9 protein-coding genes are annotated in these 17,282 nt (G+C 69.3%); 2 read left to right on the top strand and 7 right to left on the bottom strand.

From position 1 onward, the window contains the following. Positions 1-173: 173 nt before the first annotated feature. The 4 genes from ABS52_05950 to ABS52_05965 all read right to left on the bottom strand — a co-directional run bounded on the left by ABS52_05950 (position 174) and on the right by ABS52_05965 (position 4,266). The gene (locus ABS52_05950; GenBank protein ODT04193.1) at positions 174-620 is read right to left on the bottom strand and encodes a hypothetical protein; all 447 of its coding nucleotides are present in this window, start codon (positions 618-620) and stop codon (positions 174-176) included. A 241-nt stretch (positions 621-861) separates the two neighbouring features. Beyond that, positions 862-1,785 (bottom strand): hypothetical protein, encoded by a 924-nt coding sequence (locus tag ABS52_05955; protein ID ODT04194.1) that lies wholly within the window; start codon positions 1,783-1,785, stop codon positions 862-864. 32 nt (positions 1,786-1,817) lie between these two features. Then, positions 1,818-3,554: a hypothetical protein gene (locus ABS52_05960; GenBank protein ID ODT04195.1), complete on the bottom strand. Its 1,737-nt coding sequence runs from the start codon at positions 3,552-3,554 to the stop codon at positions 1,818-1,820. Positions 3,555-4,008: 454 nt separating this feature from the next. Continuing rightward, a complete protein-coding gene (locus tag ABS52_05965; protein ODT04196.1) occupies positions 4,009-4,266 on the bottom strand; it encodes a hypothetical protein in 258 nt (85 codons plus the stop codon). 42 nt (positions 4,267-4,308) lie between these two features. Here ABS52_05965 and ABS52_05970 point away from each other — a divergent pair, with 42 nt between their 5' ends. Next, complete coding sequence (locus ABS52_05970) at positions 4,309-4,734, top strand: hypothetical protein (protein ODT04197.1); 426 nt, start codon at positions 4,309-4,311, stop codon at positions 4,732-4,734. Positions 4,735-4,821: 87 nt separating this feature from the next. Here ABS52_05970 and ABS52_05975 read toward each other — a convergent pair whose 3' ends face one another. The 3 genes from ABS52_05975 to ABS52_05985 form a co-directional block, all read right to left on the bottom strand. Continuing rightward, on the bottom strand, positions 4,822-5,151 hold the full coding sequence (locus tag ABS52_05975) for a hypothetical protein (GenBank protein ODT04198.1): 330 nt from the start codon (positions 5,149-5,151) through the stop codon (positions 4,822-4,824). A gap of 610 nt (positions 5,152-5,761) precedes the next feature. Further along, the gene (locus ABS52_05980) at positions 5,762-7,747 is read right to left on the bottom strand and encodes a restriction endonuclease subunit M (GenBank protein ID ODT04199.1); all 1,986 of its coding nucleotides are present in this window, start codon (positions 7,745-7,747) and stop codon (positions 5,762-5,764) included. A 154-nt stretch (positions 7,748-7,901) separates the two neighbouring features. Further along, entirely contained in the window at positions 7,902-10,568 is a 2,667-nt protein-coding gene (locus ABS52_05985; protein ODT04200.1) for a hypothetical protein, read from the bottom strand. Between the two features lie 312 nt (positions 10,569-10,880). Here ABS52_05985 and ABS52_05990 point away from each other — a divergent pair, with 312 nt between their 5' ends. After that, positions 10,881-17,204, top strand: a complete 6,324-nt coding sequence (locus tag ABS52_05990) for a hypothetical protein (GenBank protein ODT04201.1) — start codon at positions 10,881-10,883, stop codon at positions 17,202-17,204. Positions 17,205-17,282: the final 78 nt, after the last annotated feature.

The raw sequence follows: 17,282 nt of genomic DNA on the forward strand, positions 1-17,282 counted from the left end.
GAGCGATCCCGGAACAGGAAAACCGGCAGCGGGCACTCGTGCCCGGCGGGCGCGCCGGCTGCCAAGCACCGGTCTTTCGCCCGATCTGCCTCCCTGGTCATGGACGCGCTTCGGCCGGCCCGCGTCATCACGGGTACGACGGCTCTCTCAGCTCACCCGAACTCCGGAACGCGTCAACGCCGACTCGAGTCGGCGGCGCCGACAACAATGAGCAGCACGACCGCCAAACCGACAGCCGCTCCCACCATGCGGCCGACCTCGGGGTCGAATCGCCCACCAAGCCAGGCTGCGAGGGCCACGAATCCGATCGCCGCGGCAATTCCAAGGGCGAGCAGGACGAGGGCCCCGATCAGGCCCGCCACCGCAGCCAGCAGCCCGAGGAGGAGGTCCCCGACCACCCAAAGCCCCCGCCCGAACGAGCCGAGCACCCAGACCATCGCCTCCATCCACAACGGTTCCGCGGGGACCGGCGGTGGCGGCAGCGCCGGGGGTGGCAACTGGCGCAGCGTCGCGCGCTCGTACTGAAGGGCGCCGCTCTCGTAGTACCGCCTTTCGAGCACGCGCTCGTCGGCGGTCGGGGTCGGGAAGCCGGGGTCGTGGACTCGGGGGGTCGGAGCCATGCTGCAGGCTACGCGACGAAGCGCGATCGGCTGGCGGACACGTAGTCTGTGGCAGTTTTTCTCAGCGCCAGCTCGACGGCCGTCGGCGCTGTGGGTGAGGCGAGGATCCTTCCGGGCGCCGTCTGTGCGAGTCGCTAACTCGTTGCTCGGGTTCGACATGCCGCACCCCAATGACGACGGGAAGATCACCGCCGATCTGCTGAGCTGCATTCGTGCAACTCCCTTGAGGTTCACAGGCGCGCTACACGACACCGCCGGCGCGTGTAGCCATCCAAGGGGCAGCCGTCCGCAATGTCAGGGGGGACTCGACTCGGTGCTCCTCGTACACGCTACAGGGTGGGATCTTCGCGGTCGTTGGGTGTGGGAGACTCCGGAAATCCGGCGTCGCGTGCGCGACGAGATCCAGATGCGGCAGGCCACGACCCATCATGGCCCGGCGAGCCGCCCGGGGGGTCCTAGGGGCGAACGCCTTGGCGATCTGCTTCCGCACAGACTCCAGCTGGTCAGGGTTGGCGCCAGTGAGCTCCAGCTCGAAGGGCATGGCCTCGTTCACGAGTCTTACCGGGACGAGGGCATTGCACGTCCGGGCTAGTTCGGCCAAGGAGCGGACGTTCACGATCAGCCTCACCTCGCCATTACTCCGGTGGTGGAGACACCATGGTCCCAGGACCATGGGGTGTCTCATCCGTTCAACCCACCGTCTGGCCTCCTGCGCCATCTCGTCGCCACGTGGCTTGAGCCGCAGCACATCCAAAGCTCGCCGGCGGATCAGGGGCCACGCCTGCGCCGGGGGCTCAATGGTCCACCCCGCGGCTTCTCGGACAAGGCAGAGTTGGGAGAACTGGAGAACGTCCTCCAACCGTGCGACCACCCGGCCTCGAGGCGGCTGGCCGAGCTCGCGCCACCCGGCTCTCGTGGGCGTGAGAAACTGAACTGAGGCCCGCCCCAGGATCGGGTAAAGCGGCGCACTCTCGATCAGGCCCTCGGCGATCAACTGGCGGATCACCCGGAAGCCGTGGCTGCCCGCACGCCCATCCAGAATCCAGAACCTGAAGAGCACTTGGCGCACTGTCACGGCGCGCTGGGCCGCCACCCACATGAGCACCGGGAGGCGGAACCGCGAGAAGTCGCCGGCACGGTCTCGACCGGCGGCGGTTCTCCCCATAGTCCGCGAGTCGGCGCGATTGTCGCTGGCGCTCACGGCAGTCGCTCCCGAGCAGCCGCATACCTGTACGAGGTCTGCCTGCGAACGGCACCACGGTCCGACGCTCCGGTGTGAGCGCCCGGGACCATCGAGCTCGCGCACGCGTGGGGCCCTAGGTGCTGACGCTGACGCTGACGGCGACCGAGGACGACCATTTTGCGGAGCCGGGTCCAGCGGACGCGGCGGCGATGAGCGGCCGACACACCGGGCTCGGAAAAGCCAGGAGCCTGAGCCCCTTGGGCCGAGCGACGACCCGCGCGCCGCCGGTAGAGGCCGAGCGCGATCCGTGCCTGCCGAGACCTTCCCGAGTTGTTGCCCGCCGTCTGCATCGAGGGGTCCTCATGAGCCTCTATCGGCGCCTGACCATCCGGATCCGAGCCAGTAGCACCGCGCCCCCGGGGATCCCTCGCCTGCGAGACATCGCAACGCACGTCACGGGCAAAGGGGACAGGGGTCGGCCGGAATTCCTCCATGTAGACCCGCACCCGTGACCAGAACGCGTCGGAGGGCGCCACCAACTCGGGATGCAGTTCGCGGACGACCGCCGTCGCCACGCCTTGGAGGCCGCCCTCCACAGCGCCACGTTCCAGTCGGCGTATCGCTCCGGCCCGGGCCTCCAGCTTGTTGTAGATCTTCTTCGGGATGTCGGCGACGTGGGCCCCAGGGCCCGGGTCTTGTTCGCGTGGTTCCTGCTTGTCTTTCTCGTCGAAGATGCCCAGTACCTTCTGAAGGCGATCGAAGCCGGGGAGCAGTCGCTGTCTCAGGATCGCCTGCGAGTAATCCTTCCAAAGCTCCCGGTCGCGCTCATCTCCCGCGGCCGCGCTCTCCATGATGTCCCACACCGTCCGGCCGCCTGCGCCGCCTCCCGCGCGCGCCTCGGCCGACTTCACGAGGTAGTCCCCCGTGCCGGCCGCCACCTCTAGCGAGACTCCGTGAGTTGGCTGTGGCAGGTACCGCGGCCACTCCGCCGGTTCCAAATCGAGGTCCACGAGCGCGTGCTTGAGGGACCTGACCCACGCCTCGCTGATCGCCGTGGCCGTGCACGCGAGCGACGCATCCGTGCCGAACTTGGACTTCGGCGCATCCGGCTGCACCACGAGCAGGACGTGGAGATGAGGGTGCCATCCGGCCCCTCCATGGGTGATGTCCAGCGCACGCACGGATCCCACGAGACCACCTTTACCGCGGAGGGGCCGCCAATCAGCTCCCCCGTTGAGGAACCGCCACGCGCGCGTGAGGAGCCGGATCAGGAAGTCGAGGCGATCATCGGCTGAATGGCGGAGCGTCAAGGTCAGCATGAACACGAGGAGACCCCGCGCTCGCGCCGCAGACACAGCGCGGCGCAGCTTCTTCGCCGCCTTGGCGCGCAGCCGCGGGGTGCACACGGGGCAAGCATGCGGGCTGCGGCAGAACAAGGGGCCTTTCGTCCGGGCCGTCCGGGCCCCCTGCTGGTCCTCTTCCACCCAGATCTCCGCCACCTTGCCCATCGCCCCCACACGCCCGCACTTGGAGGACGCACGGGTGGTCACCCCGCGCAGGCTCTCCCGCAGCGCAGCACGCGCCTCGCTGTTGCTCTGGGTCGCAGCGTCGGTGTTTTCCCGGTGGTTGCAGTTCTCCTGAGTAGAGCCCCCGAGGAAGAGGAGCAGCTGGTCGAGCGAGCGGTCATCGCTTACCGGGGTGAGACTCAGCGACAGCGGGACGCCCGGGGCCTTGGGGTCAGGGGGGCACATATTGGAGTACGGCAGAGGGGGAAGCTCGCCGCCATCGGGGCGAGCACCGCGTGATGCACGTCGGCCCAATGCAGGCTGGCAGTCCTCGACTGCCCGCGGCAAGGCCACTGCGACGGCAATGCGGGACACGAACCCGGTTCCACGCGGGGCGGGCCTCCCACGCTTGTCGTCGGTGTCCCTGCACAACTATCCTGTCGACACGGAGGGTCGCCGCGGCGAACCTCGCCCGCGCGGTGCGACAAGACATCGGAGCTGACGCGCAGCGTCCGCACCCCGCGTTGATCCGGGAACCGGAGCGGGGCACGTATGCTGTGGCCCCACCTCGGAGCGGTTCATGGCCCGGCGTACCGTCACTCGTCGCAGGAAAGGCGCGCCGACCACCACGGCGGTCGCCGAGGCCCGCGCCGGGATCTACATTCGCGTCTCCACGTCGGAACAAGCGCTCGAAGGCGTGTCACTGGCTGCTCAGCTTGCGCGGGCAGAAGCGTACGCCCGCGCCGCGGGGCTGGAGGTCAGCGCGGTTTACCGGGACGAGGGAGTGAGCGGCGGAACGCCACTGTCGCTGCGTCCTGAAGGCGCTCGCCTGCTCGAGGCGATCCATCGCGGTGAGCACGCCCATGTCGTAGCGCTCAAGCTGGACCGCTGCTTCCGCGACGCCGTGGACTGCATGCGCACCGTGGAAACCTGGACCCGTAGCGGCGTGGCACTCCATCTAGTTGACCTTGGAGGCCAGACCCTGGAGACCCGAAGCGCCATGGGCAGGTTCTTCCTCGCCGTCATGGCCGCCTGCGCCGAGCTGGAACTGGGGAACGTGCGCGAACGCACCCGTCTCGCTCTCGCCCACAAGCGTGCACGCGGCGATCGACTCGGCGCGACGCCGATCGGGTTTCGGACCGCGAGTCCGGGCGCCCCGATGACGCCGAATGAGGCGGAGCTCCCAACCGTGCGACGCCTACTCGATCTGTGCTCGAACGACCTGCCCTTCACGCATGTCGCTCGCATCCTCACGATGGAAGGACATCGCGCGAAGCGCGGCGGGCAGTGGCATTCCGCTGCCGTACGCCGTGTGTGGCTGGCCCGGGAGCGTTACGCGGCGCTCCTGGCGCCCGACGTCGACATGGTGGGCAAGACGATCCAAAAGTCCGGACACGGCCAGCGCCAACGGCCTCCGGGCCTCTGATTCAACCTTTTCGGACGTTTTTGACCAGTCGGTGCCAGCCCGGGTGATCAACCGGCGCTCTTCTGCCGCGCCGACAGATCGACGGCACTATCCTACAACGTCGTTCTCACTGCCTCGTTGGTTGCAGGCGTAGCACATCGAATAGCGATCCAGGTGGCGCGCCTCTTGGCATTCCTTGCACAAGACCCACGTCCCGCCAGTCCTACAAGCGTTGCACTGTTGCTCGTCCAAGGGGTGCCACGCGTCGCGACACTCGACGCAGAGACGCACGCCGAGCTTGTCCCAGTTGAACGCGCAGGTCTTGCAGAACGTGGCGGTGCCATCGCCTGACATATACAGGGCGAACTCCTCGACGGCGCGCTTCACCGCGAGGCGATACAGCCAGTCATTCGTTGCCTGGTAGATCGGCTCGTACACCCTGGCGAACGCTTGCCGAAGAGCGAATTGCCCGCTTTCGACTCGGAGCGGCTGAACAAGGACCGGGTTGTCGAACTCGAACTGACACTGCCGGTGGTTGCGTGGAGATGCGCAGAAGTAGCGTGGCCTCCCGGCGCTGCGCCCGGTGCCCTTACGCTCCCGAAGATTCCAGCCGCCACACCTCGGACAGCCGGGGCGGAGATCCCCGTCCGGGCCGAGACGATCGCTATACTCGGGTTCAGCCGTGTGCTCACTGGCGAACTCTTCGTACAGCATTCGTCGGTGTTCGGCGCGAAGCTCCCGCAGCAAATCCTGCACTGACGCAGGTTGCCAGAGATGCTGGAGCGTGAACGGCGCCTCGGAAGTGCCGCACTGCTCGCACGTGGCCTGGATTCGCGATCGACGCAACGCGATCCACTCGGGAGTGTGCCAGTGGCGACCGCCGCGTATTGCGGCGAGTAAGCGTGCGTGCACGACTCGAGGCTCAACGGCGGACTGCTCCAAAGCCGCAACCAAGCCATCACACTCGGCTGCGGTAAGCGGCAGGACCCGCGCTTCCTGTTCCTCGGACTGTTCGCTTGAGATGGCGGGCTCGCGCACCGCCGGATCGTCAGACCTCACAGGTAAAGAGAACTTCCTCCCCCAGCATGTCTATGACCTTCACCGCGACGGTCGTCTTGCCCGCGGGGGCGGGGAGCTCGTACCGGCCCTCTACCAGGTCCACCTTGCCCTCGGGAACGTCGGTGAGCGCAACGTTGAACACCTGACCGTCGAATGCGGGGTCGATCATCACGCCGTCGACCATCGCGCGCCAGTCCTCGATGCGCGGCGCCAGCACACCCGCCTGCTGCTGCAGGCGCTGCACGATCGAGGGGGAGACAAAGTCCACCACCTCGACCTCGATCCGGCCGCCGCGCCGGCGCACACGGATCTTCGCTTTCGCAGGCTCGTGTTTGAGGAACCCGCCGTACTTCGGGTCTGTGCGAAGCTCGATCACGCGGATCTTGTTCACGGCGTCGGCGCCGCGGCGTAGCGCGTTCCATTCGTCGACCCATGCCCGAGCGCCGAGCTCCATGCCAAGGCAGACCATTGTGACCGGGCGGTCCTCCTGCGGACGCGCGTCGAGCTCTCGCCGCAATTCCTCTAGGTCGAGCGGCGTGAGCGGCCGACCGAAGGGAACGATCTTGACCAGCGAGGTGCCGAGTATGCCATCGAAGTACCCATCGGTGCGCGAGCGCAGCAGACCCAGGTAGTCGGCGGCGAGGTTGACGGCCTCGTTGTGCTGCACCTGTAGGTCATAGTCGTTGACGCGCCAGGTAGAGAACGAGAGCTGCGCCGGGGCAGGGCGATCGCCATCCAGCCCGAGGCCCGCCTGGGTGGACGCTTGCTCTTCGATCACATCCTGCAGCCGCCTGGCCGTGGTCTGGATCGCACCCTTGTTGATGTCGCATCCGATCCAACGGCGCCCGAGCTTCTGCGCGACGGCCGCGGCGGTGCCTGAACCGATGAAGCAGTCCAAGACGATGTCGCCTGGGTTAGAGGATGCGAGGACGACACGCTCGATGAGCGCTTCGGGCTTCTGCGTCGGGTAGTCCTCGCGCTCTGATCCGACCATGTTGATGGGATCGACGTCATCCCAGAAGTCGGTGCAGGCACGGCCTTGCGTTTCGGCCTCGTATCGCTTGAGTCGCGGCCATGCGCCTTCGCGCGCGGGCCAGTAGATCTTCCCCTCGGCGTCGAGGCGGTCCAGCGCCGTGGGGACCTTGGCCCAGTGTCGCCCGAGCGCGGACGGATTGAACCCGCGCCATGCCTCGCCGGAAGGGCCCCGGCGCAGCCCCGGCGCCGTCAGCTCGCCAAGAGCATACGTGCCCTGTTCATCTCGATGGCGGTAGTGGCGGGTGCGATGCGTCTCCGTCATCTCCTGGTATTGCTGATTCCACCGGCCCTGCTTGGGATCGAGCGAGTAGAAAAGCAGATAGTCCGTGACCGCACCAAACTGGTGGGCACCAGCGTGAGCGGTCGTTCGCTTCCAGGAAACCTGGTTTCTGAACGCATCGGGCCCGAACACCTCGTCGAGGAGGAAACGCAGGTGGTGCACCTTGCGCGCGTCGATGTGCACATAGATCGACCCGTTCCCTGCGAGCAACTCACGCAGGAGCAACAGCCGCTCGTACATGAACTGCAGGTAGTTGTCGTTCGCCCAGATGTCGGTGTATTGGATCTGCTCCCCGAGAGTGTAGCCTTCGCCATTGAGCCGTGCGGTGCCCGTGGCCCCTCTGAGTGACACCTTCCGCACGTAGTCGGCACCCGAGTCGAACGGGGGGTCGATGTAGATGAGGTTTACCTTCCCGCGGAAGCCGCTCGCCAGGAGATGCGCGAGGACCTCCTTGTTATCACCGTGGAAGAGAAGGCCTCCGTGAGGGTAGGCTGCAGGCCAGTCCGCCGACGCGGCAAGGGCTGCGGCGCCGGTGGGCTCGAACGCCTCGACCTGCTGCGCCGGGAATGCCTTCAGGTGCCGGAGCGGGCGCTTGCCGACCCATGTGAGCATTGGTCGGCCCTTCGCCGCGGTGATCTTCACCTCGACTGGTGACGGCACCGTAGGAGCGTTCGGCGCCGATGATGCTGCCGCGCCCTCGGTCGCCGACGTCGTGCTCTTCGCCTGCCGCTTGGGCGTTGTCGCATTCGTTCTCGCTCCGCTCTTGGCGGTGGCAGCCTTCTTGGGCGCACCCGCGCCCCGTCCGTTCGCCCTCTTACTCACGTCCGTCCTCTGCGAACCGAGCGATGCCCGCGACCTCGTCGGTCGGGATCACGCCGTTCCTGTCGAAGATGATCTCGTAGCGGAGCCGCTCCGGGTTGAGCTGCTCCCAGCGCTTTACGGCGAGCGCCTTCCTCCCCTCGGGGCTCTTCGCATCACCGACCTCCATCTCGTGCTCCACCGTCGCCTGGAACTGGCTGCTCTTCACCTCGACGATGAGCACGCGACCTGACCCGGGCTTCGCCCCCTGGTCCGGCTTCTTCCGTATCACAAAGTCCGGCGTGTAGCGGCGCCATTTCCCCTTGTCGTCCTTGTACTCGACGTAGAAGTCTGTCTTGGCAGGGTCGGTCAGCGCTCCGGTGAAGAACACGTCCTCCACCTCATCGTGACCGACTTTCAGCTCGCGCAGGAGCTGCTCGAAGAAGTTGAGTTCCGTGTTCGAGTCGAAATCGTACGGGCTGTAGTGGAAGCCAAGATCGCGCGGATTGCGGTCCTGCATGGCTTCCCAGGAGAGCAGCAGATGCTCGCGCTCCTTCGGGTAGACGATCTCCGCGGTGTAGACGTCGGCCCCGCTCGCGTCTCGCTCGAGTTGGAACCCCTCGGGACGCACGAGCGCAAGCGCGACGTCAACCTTCTCCTCCGTGACGGCGTACGCTCCCTGCCACGCCTCGATCTGGCGGCCCAATACCTCCAGGTGAGCATCGGGGATGTCGTCAGCCGCATAGAGGCGCCTGACCTCGTCATAGACGGTCCACGTGTCGAGCCGGTACCGTCCCGCCAATGCCACCGCGGCGCCGTAGGCGTCGAGTCCCTCCGGAGGCGTCTCGATGGTCACTGTCTCGCCCAGCTGATGCAGGACAGTGAAGCTGGACTCCTGGTCCGCGATCGTGAGCTCTGCCCGGAGCAGCTTCGCCCCGGCGGCCGATTTGGGCCGCTGCAGGACCAGCGGCCCACGGTCCATCTCCGGCGCGCGCTCGATCCGGCGCAGCGTCTGTGTCACAACGAGGGGCGGCAGATCGAGCTTCCGTAGGACGATGCGCGCCCGCCGCGTCTCGCGTGCCGTGTGGTCCAGGTCCTGGAGCGACTCCCCGAAGGTCTCCTGGAGCTGCCTGTCGAGGATCGCGCGGTTGTCGTTCGACAGGTAGATGCGCGCGGGCTTCCCGTTCCCCGGGACCTGGCGCAGGCAGCGGGTCGCCGCCTGCAGGACGAAATTGTTCGAGGTGCGGAGCTTCCGAGCGAGCGCGCAGGCGAACAGACTCGGGCAGTTCCACCCCTCGGTCCCCTTGTTGACCAGCAGGATCACCCGATGCGGGGCCGACGGGTCGTTGAGCCGGTTGAACGCATCGACCTCCGCGGCCGATGCGTCCGAAGTGTTCTCCAGTGCGAGCGCCACCGGGATTCCGGCCGCTACCATCGCCTCGTCCACCACGGGCCGAAGCTCCTGCAGGTCATCCTTCTGGGGGAAGTAGATCGCCAGCTTCGCGGGCGCGCCGTTGGGCAGGGTGGTGTCGCCGTACTCTCGGAAGAAGTCGGTGACGACCTCGCGCACGTACGCGCTGGCGTCTCCATCGAACTCATAGGAGAGGATGTTGCCGGCGACGTCCTTGAGGATGCCGTCGCGAATCCCCTCGGCAAGCCCGTACCAGATCACCACGTCGCGCAGCGGCTGACGTTCGAAGTACGGCGTTCCGGTTGTGTTGACCACGGCGTAGACGTTGGTCTGCGCGGCCAGGTAGTCGACCGTCTTGCGGACCTTCTTGAGCTCCGCGTCGAGCGATTGGCCATAGGTGTGGTGCGCCTCGTCGGAGAAGATGGCGAGGTGGGGGAGACTAGCAATCGCCTGCAGGCGCAGGTTCGCGACCTCGGCGCGCGCCTCATCCTCGCGCCCCGGGGCGAAAAGACTCCCGATGTCGCTCTTCCGGACCGTCTCCTTCTGAATCCGGATCTTCTCGGTGTTGGTGACGATGACGTTGAAGAGCGACTTCCGGATGACAGGAAGGTCTTTCTCCCCGTCGCGGGTGAAAGTCAGCTTGATCGTCGCCGCGAAGGGGCTGTACATCCGCGGCGGCAGGACGCGCTCGTACGGGATCTCGACCAGCTCGCGCAGCGACTCGATGATCGTTTTGCCGGGGGCGAACACCAGCGCGTTCTGGACGAACGGGCCGTCGGGGTACTCCATCGCCATGGCGAACTCCGTGGCGACGATGGTCCCGATGAGGATCGTTTTGCCGGCCCCCATGGCGAGCGCCAGGATGTAGCTGGGGTAGCCGAGCGTGAGCGTCTCGCGAACCGACTCGAGCTTGAAATCGCGGACGAACTGATCGTCGATCCGGATGCGATCCCAGAGCGCCGGCATGCCCTCGTCCTCAACCAGATCCCGGATCTCACTCGCGGTCAGCCCGAGGGCTGCACGCAACTCGGAGCTCTTGGTGTAGAGCCGCTGGTACAGCTCGAACACGTGCGGCGTCTTCTCGATCAGGCGGAGGTACCAGTAAGTCTCGAGGGCCCGGAGCTGCGGGGTCCGAAGGAACCTGAGCTGGCCGGTGCCGGGTTCGCGGGCCCAGTCAAAGAGCTCTCCGATGGCGGGGTAGTCAGCGCACGGGTAGCCGGCTTGGCGCCATGCGGCGACTGCGCTGGCCAGCTTCTCGTGAAGGTGCGGCATGCAGGGGGGACTGGAGAGAGGTCAGCCTGACCGGACTGGGTACGCGGAGGATAGTCTACTACGGGGCGAGGAAACGCCAGACCAAATCTGCAACCGGTGGCCACTCAACGAGATGCAATGCGCCGCCCGGCCTTCCCAAAGCAAGCCACTAGGTGATATGGTCGGCACCGGAGGCACGTTTGCGGGACGCACGGCCACCCGGCCCCCGTCCGAGCCTCCCCCACGCGCGAGCCTCGCCGGCAAGCGCCCCGTCGCGATCGTCGACGTCAGGGTGCCTCCCCATCGCCAGACACACTGCCCATTCTTTTCACCATGAGTCTGCGTCGGGGCAACCTCCAGCCGGCACACCGTGGGTACTGGTACCAGGACATCGCGACCGCGTACATGCTCGTCCGCGCGATGGTCGAGCGCTACGATGCGGTGATCGTCGACCGGAAGGTCGTGGACGACGATCGCCTCGACGACCTGGAGGTGCGCGCCGCGGGCCGGCGCGTCCGACGACAGTTCAAGTCGAGCCAGGACGCGGCGCGGCCGCTGAGCGCGCAGGACTTCACGGCGACCGCCTCAAGCCTCCGCATCGACCGGCTGGTGCGCACGCACACTCGGGCCGGCGATTCGCCGGCCGACGAGTACCGGCTGTGCGCCACGTGGGCGCCGCCCGACGCGGGCGATCCGCTCGCGGCGCTGCTCGAACCGATTACGGCCCCGCCTACGCTAGTCGGCTGGCCCATCCGCTGCTTCCGGCTCAAGGCCGAGCTGATCTGGCCAACAGGAGCGAGCCCGATCTGGGCGCCGCTCACCCCGCCCACAGCCTCGGGTACCGCAGCGAGCGCCGATGCGGGCACCGCCGGTGGCGCGGCGCCGGTCGCGCCGATCACCCGCGCCGAACTGCTCGACTTCTGCCAGCGATTCATCATCGAACTGGCCCTCCCCGTCGCGTCGACGGAACTAACCGCGCCGGGCCCGTTCGAGCGCGCACTCGTCGAAGAGCTCGCCGAACGGGTAGGCATCGGTCGCTACCCAAACCACGGCCGCGCGCCCTCGGACGTTGCGGCGCTCGCCATCGCGCTCGCCACGATTGCTCGCACGCAGGAAGGGTCGCTTACGCCGAGCGACGTCGAGCGGGAGCTGGAGATCCGTGTGGACTTCGGCCGCGTGGCGCAGGCGTTCCCCCTCGACGCCGCGCTGTTCCACGACCGGCCGACGTTCCGGCAGGCCCTACGAACCACGGCGCTCGCCGGCGGCCACCAGCTCGTCATCGCACCCCCGGGCGCCGGGAAGTCGTGGGAACTGACCCGGCTCGCCGAGGAGCTGACTGCGGCCGGCGCCATCGTCGCACGGCACTACTGCTACCTCGAGCCCGGAGACGCGCTCGTCGAGCGGCGGGTGACCACAGACGTGTTCTTCGGCAACCTGCTCGGGGAGTTGCTCGACGCCGACCCGTCGCTCCATGGCGCCGGCGGCGCCCGATATGCCGCGGGCCTCGGCGAGCTCGAGGCGACTCTGGCGCGCGCGGCGGCGACCGGGCGCCCGGTGGTGCTGATCGTCGACGGTATCGATCACATCGCGCGCGTGCGAAGCGACACCCGTCGTCTCGGGGACGCCGAGACCGACATCGTCGAGCGCCTGGCGACGGCGCAAGTGCCGCCGGGCGTGGCGCTCGTGATCGGCTCGCAGCCCGGGCGTCACCTCGAGCCGCTCCGCGAGCGGTGGGGCACTGCGCTGCTCGAGCGGACGGTGCCGCCGTGGCTGCCGGCCGACTTGGCGGCGCTGGCAGACCGCCAAGGACTGACGCGCGCCCTCTCCGCGGTCGGCGTCACGTCGGCCGGCGACATGGCGCGTGTCCGCAGCGCCCTCGCCGAGCGGGCCGACGGGCTCCCCCTGTACGCGCACTACCTCGCACGCGGGCTGGTGGCGGGCCTGCAGGACGGCACCATCGCGTCCCCGGACGAGTGGCTCGACGCAGCGCCCGCGACCGGCGGCGACGTGGCCGTCTACTACGCGCACCTTTACCGCAGCGCGAGCGCGCAGGCGCAGGTCATCGCCGATCTGCTCGGCGTCATCGATTTCTCCGTCACCGAATCCGAGCTCCGCGAGATGGTGCCGGCCTTCGTCGGGGCTTGGCTACCGCCGGCGCTCGCACAGCTCGCGTCGATCCTGACGGTGGCGACCGGCCAGGGCGGCTTCCGCATCTTCCATGAGAGCTTCCGCCGTTTCATGACGCAGGAGCTCGCGCGGCAGGGCCGGTCCCCAGCCGACGCGCTCCGCCCGGTGATCGACTGGCTCACCGCGCGTGGGTTCTATGCCGACGCGAAAGCGTACCGCTTCCTCCTGCCGGCGCTCCGCCGCGCCGACCGGGGCGCCGAGATCCTGGTGCGCGTCGACGCGGCATTCGTCTCCGACAGCGTCGCCCAGGCGCATGCGGCCGACGCCGTCCAGCGGAACCTCGCCCTCGCCGCCGACGTGGCGGCCGAGCGCCGCGACTGGCCGGCGCTCGTGCGCTGCGTCGAGCTGCACCGCGCCGCGTACACCTGCTTCGACGAGTCCCAGAACGACTGGCGCGACTACTGGGCCACCTACCTGACGCTCTTCGGCCCCACCGCCCTGGCCGAGCGCCTCCTGTTCGACGGCCGACCCACGCAGTCCGCGTCCGACGGGCTCTACGCCTGCGCGCTCGTCGACGACGCGGGCGGGATCGCACCGTGGCAGGAATACCTCGCGCTGTACGACGCGGGCGCGCGCGGGAACGCAAACCCGTCTGGCTTGTCGGACTCCGAGGGGAGCCTCACCTCGACGGAGGCCATTGACCTCGCCGCGGTGCACGGGCGCATCCGGCTCGGCGAGTGGCGTGGGGTCGCCCGGCGGCTGCTCACCTACCTCGCGGAGGTCGGCGACCGCTTCAAGCCGCTCTTCGTCCGGCAACTGGCGGCCCGCATGGCGCGGATGCTGGGCCCGGAGCTGGTCGAGCGGATGGCACAACGCGCAGATCCGACTCGCCCCGGCGGCCCGCGCCTGAGCCGGCGGGCCGCGGCTGTGCTCCGCCTTGGCCTCGCGGACGAACTCGCGCGCGCCGGCGACGACGCGGCAGCGCGCGCGGCGGCCGGCCGCGCGTTCCCAGACGCGGACACCCCAGCGCTGGCGGCGGCGTGTGTGGCGTACAGCGCCGGCGAGCCGGACCCCGGCCAGCCCCCCGTGTGGTCACCCCACCCTGGCGCGGCGGTCGATCCGGCTGCGCTCCCGATCGCCGTCGGCCCCGACGTCCACCTGCACGACGCGGCCGGCGTCCGCGCTTGGGTCGCCGCCGTCCGTCTCGCCGCCGCCGACCCTGCGGGCGGGCCGGCGACCCTCGAGGCAGAGTGGCGGCGCGTCACAGGGGTCGGCTGGTATCGCTGCTGGCTCCGCTTCGTCTTGGGTCTCTCGCGGGCGGAGGCCGCGCGTTACGCCGGGCAGGCCGCCGACGTCAGCGGCGCCTTCGCAGAGCTCACACGTGACGTCCACCCCTTCCGCGGGCAGCCTCGGGCGTGCGACCTCTGGGCCATCCGCTTGGTCATCCAGGAGAGCATCGCGCGGGGGCTTCGGCTCCTGTGCACGGACGCCGAGTGGCGAGACGCTCTGACAGCGCTGGCCCTCGCCGCCGGTGAGACGTCCACGCGCATGGACCGGGAGGATGGTGGGCCGCTCTCCACGGGCACCGTGCTCGAGGTGCTGCTTCCGCACGCGGCAGATCCCGTCGGGGGTGCCCACGTGCGGGCGACAATCGAGCGCCTGGTGGCAGCCCTCGAGGCGAACGGCACCTACTACCCGACCCATGCGGAGTACGCGATGCGCTTGGCGCGCGCGCGGCACGCGGCGGGCGATGTGGCCGGCGCGCGCGAGGCGTGGGCGCGCGGCGCGGTGTACCTCGGCGCGTACGGATGGCGGAAGGACGTGACCATCTACGACATCATCGAAGGCGCATCCGCCCTTCTCGCGCACTCGCCCGAGCGCGCGCTCCGCGCCCTCGCGGACACGCAGCCGCTCGTACACGCCGTCGTCGCGCACACTGACGGCCGCTCGACCAACCACGCGCCCAATACGTGGCTCCGCGGCGTGCTGGCGGCGCGGATACCGGCGGGCCTCGCGGTCCTCGCCCGCACACTCGTGGAGGAGGACGACCCGAGCGGCTGGGTCAACGCACTGGCGGTGCAACACGCCGCCGCGGCCGCCAGAGGGGCGGGAGACCCCGGGCTCGTGGACGCCGTGCTCGCGACGCTGCGTTTCGAGGCGGACGACCACGACGCGCTCGAGCGCATCGACGCCCGCTTGGCACCGGTCCTCGGCCTGCTCCATACGGATCGTCCGCGAGCGGTTCGGGCGCTCCGGCGAGTGGCCGCCGAGGTGACGGGGGACGGGCGGCGCGACGCCACCACTGCGGCGGCCCGCGTCGTTGCCGTCGCGGAAGAACACGGGCTCTCCGTCCCGCGCATCGCGCGCGACAGCGCGGCCGCCGGCATGTCCGCTGCGTCGGGGCCCCCTAGCGGACTCTCCTCGCCCACGGGGCACGGGTCGAGGCGCTTTCGACCGGACGAGGTAGACCGCGCGCTGGGCCTCCGCGAGCCGCCGTTCGTCCCGAACCCCACCCTGGTCGACCTGCTCGCGGGACTCCGACGGGCGGCGGCCTCACGTCGCTGGGACGAGCCCGGGGGTGCGGAGCACGTGGCGCTCTCCCTCGGCTATCGACTCGGGCAGCTCGTCGACGACGGACGGGAGGACGACGTCGGGCGGCTACTCCGCTTCTTCGCCCGGGACGCAGGGGCTTGGGGGTCGAGCCAGGTGCATCCGCTCGGGACGCTGGCGGATGCCTTGGATGCAGGCGGCTATCCGGGGCCGGCGGCGATCGCATACGCCCTCGCCTTCACGGCTACGCGCGGTGGCAACGGGTGGCACCGCCTCGGCGATACGACCCACGGCTATCTGATCGACCGCGCCATCACGCTCGACCCGGATCTGGCGCGTCAGGTCATCGCGGACGAGGTGGCGTACGCCCTCCGCGAGAGCACGTACAGCAGCGGGATCACGCGGCACCTCGTGGAGCGCCTCGCTGCGTGGGGTGAACCCGAGACGGCGGAGGCGGCGTGGCGCGAGGCGTTAGCGGTCATTCGGCACCGGCTCCCGCTCGTCCCGGCGCAGGGGTGGTTCGCGCCGCTACGAGACGAGCGGGAGCCCGATTGGCCGGATGACGGCTGGTCCGTCGACGAGGCGCTGATGGCGGTGCTGCTCGCCCGCCTCGGGGACCCGCGGCTCGCGCAGAAGGTGCAGGCGCTCACCGGCGTCGTCGATGCGATCGCGCGCCGCCCCGACGCGGTCGCCGCGCCGATGCGCTGGTGGCTCGGACGGAACACGCCGGTAACCGCCGTGCTGCTCGCGTTGGAGGCGCTCGTCCGCGCTGAGCCGGCGCCGTTTCCGATCACCACCGCCCTCGACGAGGTCTTGCGCGGCTACGCCGCCTGCGACCTGTGGGGCGCGCGACGTCTCGCGGCCGCGCTGCTCGAGCGGGCGGGTCGGCCTGCGGCAGCCGAGCCGAGTTCCGGCGGCGCCGCAACCGGGACGACGGGGCTGCCGGCGATCGACGCGGCACGGCACCGAGCTCTCAGGACACTCGATACCGGGCGGGTGTTGGACGACCTGGAGTCGCTCTGGCCAGCGCTGCCAGACCGCGTCGTGCGACGCCTGCATGCCTTGCTGACCGAGGGCGACCACCGCGAGCGGGCGCATGCGCGCTACCGGCTCGCCGAGGGGCGCGACGGCGATGCGCACCCGCGCACGCCCATCGTGCCGTGGGAGGTGGAACTCTTTCAGGTGGCGCTCCACGAGGCGTCGTGCGGCCTGTCCGCACACCTGTGGAGCACCGGGCAGTGGGCACTCGGGCTTGAGGACGCCGTGGTGCGGCGTGCACTGCCCGACGTGCGTCTGCACCTAGGCTTGGCCGCGAGCCGGGCGCCGCGACCGCCTTGGCCCGCCGCCGAGACCGTAACCGAGGGCGTCTCGCTTCCTCTGGTGCTGGGCGACGATGACCCGTATTACGCCGGCTGGACGCGCTTGGCGTACTTGGAGAGGCGATACCTGCCGGACCCCAATGCCCCGTACGGGCGGCCGACCGAGGAGATCACAGTGCTCGCGGGGGTCGTAGCGGTCCCGCTCGGCCGGGCGGTGCCGCCCGGCGCCGTGCCATTCGTGGACGGCGATGCCCAGGACTGGTGGTCCCCAGACGGAGAGTTCGGAGGGGGACGGGCGTCGGTCGCACTGGCCCGGGCAGAGGGGCCCCTGGTGGGGCTGGACCGTGTCACCGATTGGCTGGGCGACACGGACGTGCTGGTGCCGCCTGCAGCCTTGGTCGACTTGCTGCACGTGGCGGCACCTGAATTCGGCGGACCGCTCGTCTGGCGCGATGATCAAGAGAGCCCGGCGGTCGCGCTTCGAACCTGGTGGGTGCGCAACGGTGAGGCACTCTTCGCCGAGCCGGCCGCATGCGTGGGCGCCGACCTCGTGATCCGGCCCGACCTGTTTGAACGTTTGTGCGTCAGCTTCGGAGTGCCGCTGCGCGAGCTACGCGCAGTTCTCCGGCGTCCGGTCCCGGGACGGCGCGCGCGGCCATGACATGCGCCGGTCCTACGGCCATCTGGTGCCCGTCGACGGCGAATCGGCTCGTGTAGCGAAGCTGCCGGCCGCGCTCCG

It is taken from the genome of Gemmatimonadetes bacterium SCN 70-22 (genome assembly GCA_001724275.1).
In the GTDB taxonomy this organism is placed as follows: domain Bacteria; phylum Gemmatimonadota; class Gemmatimonadetes; order Gemmatimonadales; family Gemmatimonadaceae; genus SCN-70-22.

Excerpts from the sequence above, each read along its gene's own strand:
- ABS52_05950 (ODT04193.1), bottom strand. The coding sequence starts at position 620 with ATGGCTCCGACCCCCCGAGTCCACGACCCCGGCTTCCCGACCCCGACC.
- ABS52_05955 (ODT04194.1), bottom strand. The coding sequence starts at position 1,785 with ATGGGGAGAACCGCCGCCGGTCGAGACCGTGCCGGCGACTTCTCGCGG.
- ABS52_05960 (ODT04195.1), bottom strand. The coding sequence starts at position 3,554 with ATGTGCCCCCCTGACCCCAAGGCCCCGGGCGTCCCGCTGTCGCTGAGT.
- ABS52_05965 (ODT04196.1), bottom strand. The coding sequence starts at position 4,266 with ATGGAGTGCCACGCCGCTACGGGTCCAGGTTTCCACGGTGCGCATGCA.
- ABS52_05970 (ODT04197.1), top strand. The coding sequence starts at position 4,309 with ATGGGCAGGTTCTTCCTCGCCGTCATGGCCGCCTGCGCCGAGCTGGAA.
- ABS52_05985 (ODT04200.1), bottom strand. The coding sequence starts at position 10,568 with ATGCCGCACCTTCACGAGAAGCTGGCCAGCGCAGTCGCCGCATGGCGC.
- ABS52_05990 (ODT04201.1), top strand. The coding sequence starts at position 10,881 with ATGAGTCTGCGTCGGGGCAACCTCCAGCCGGCACACCGTGGGTACTGG.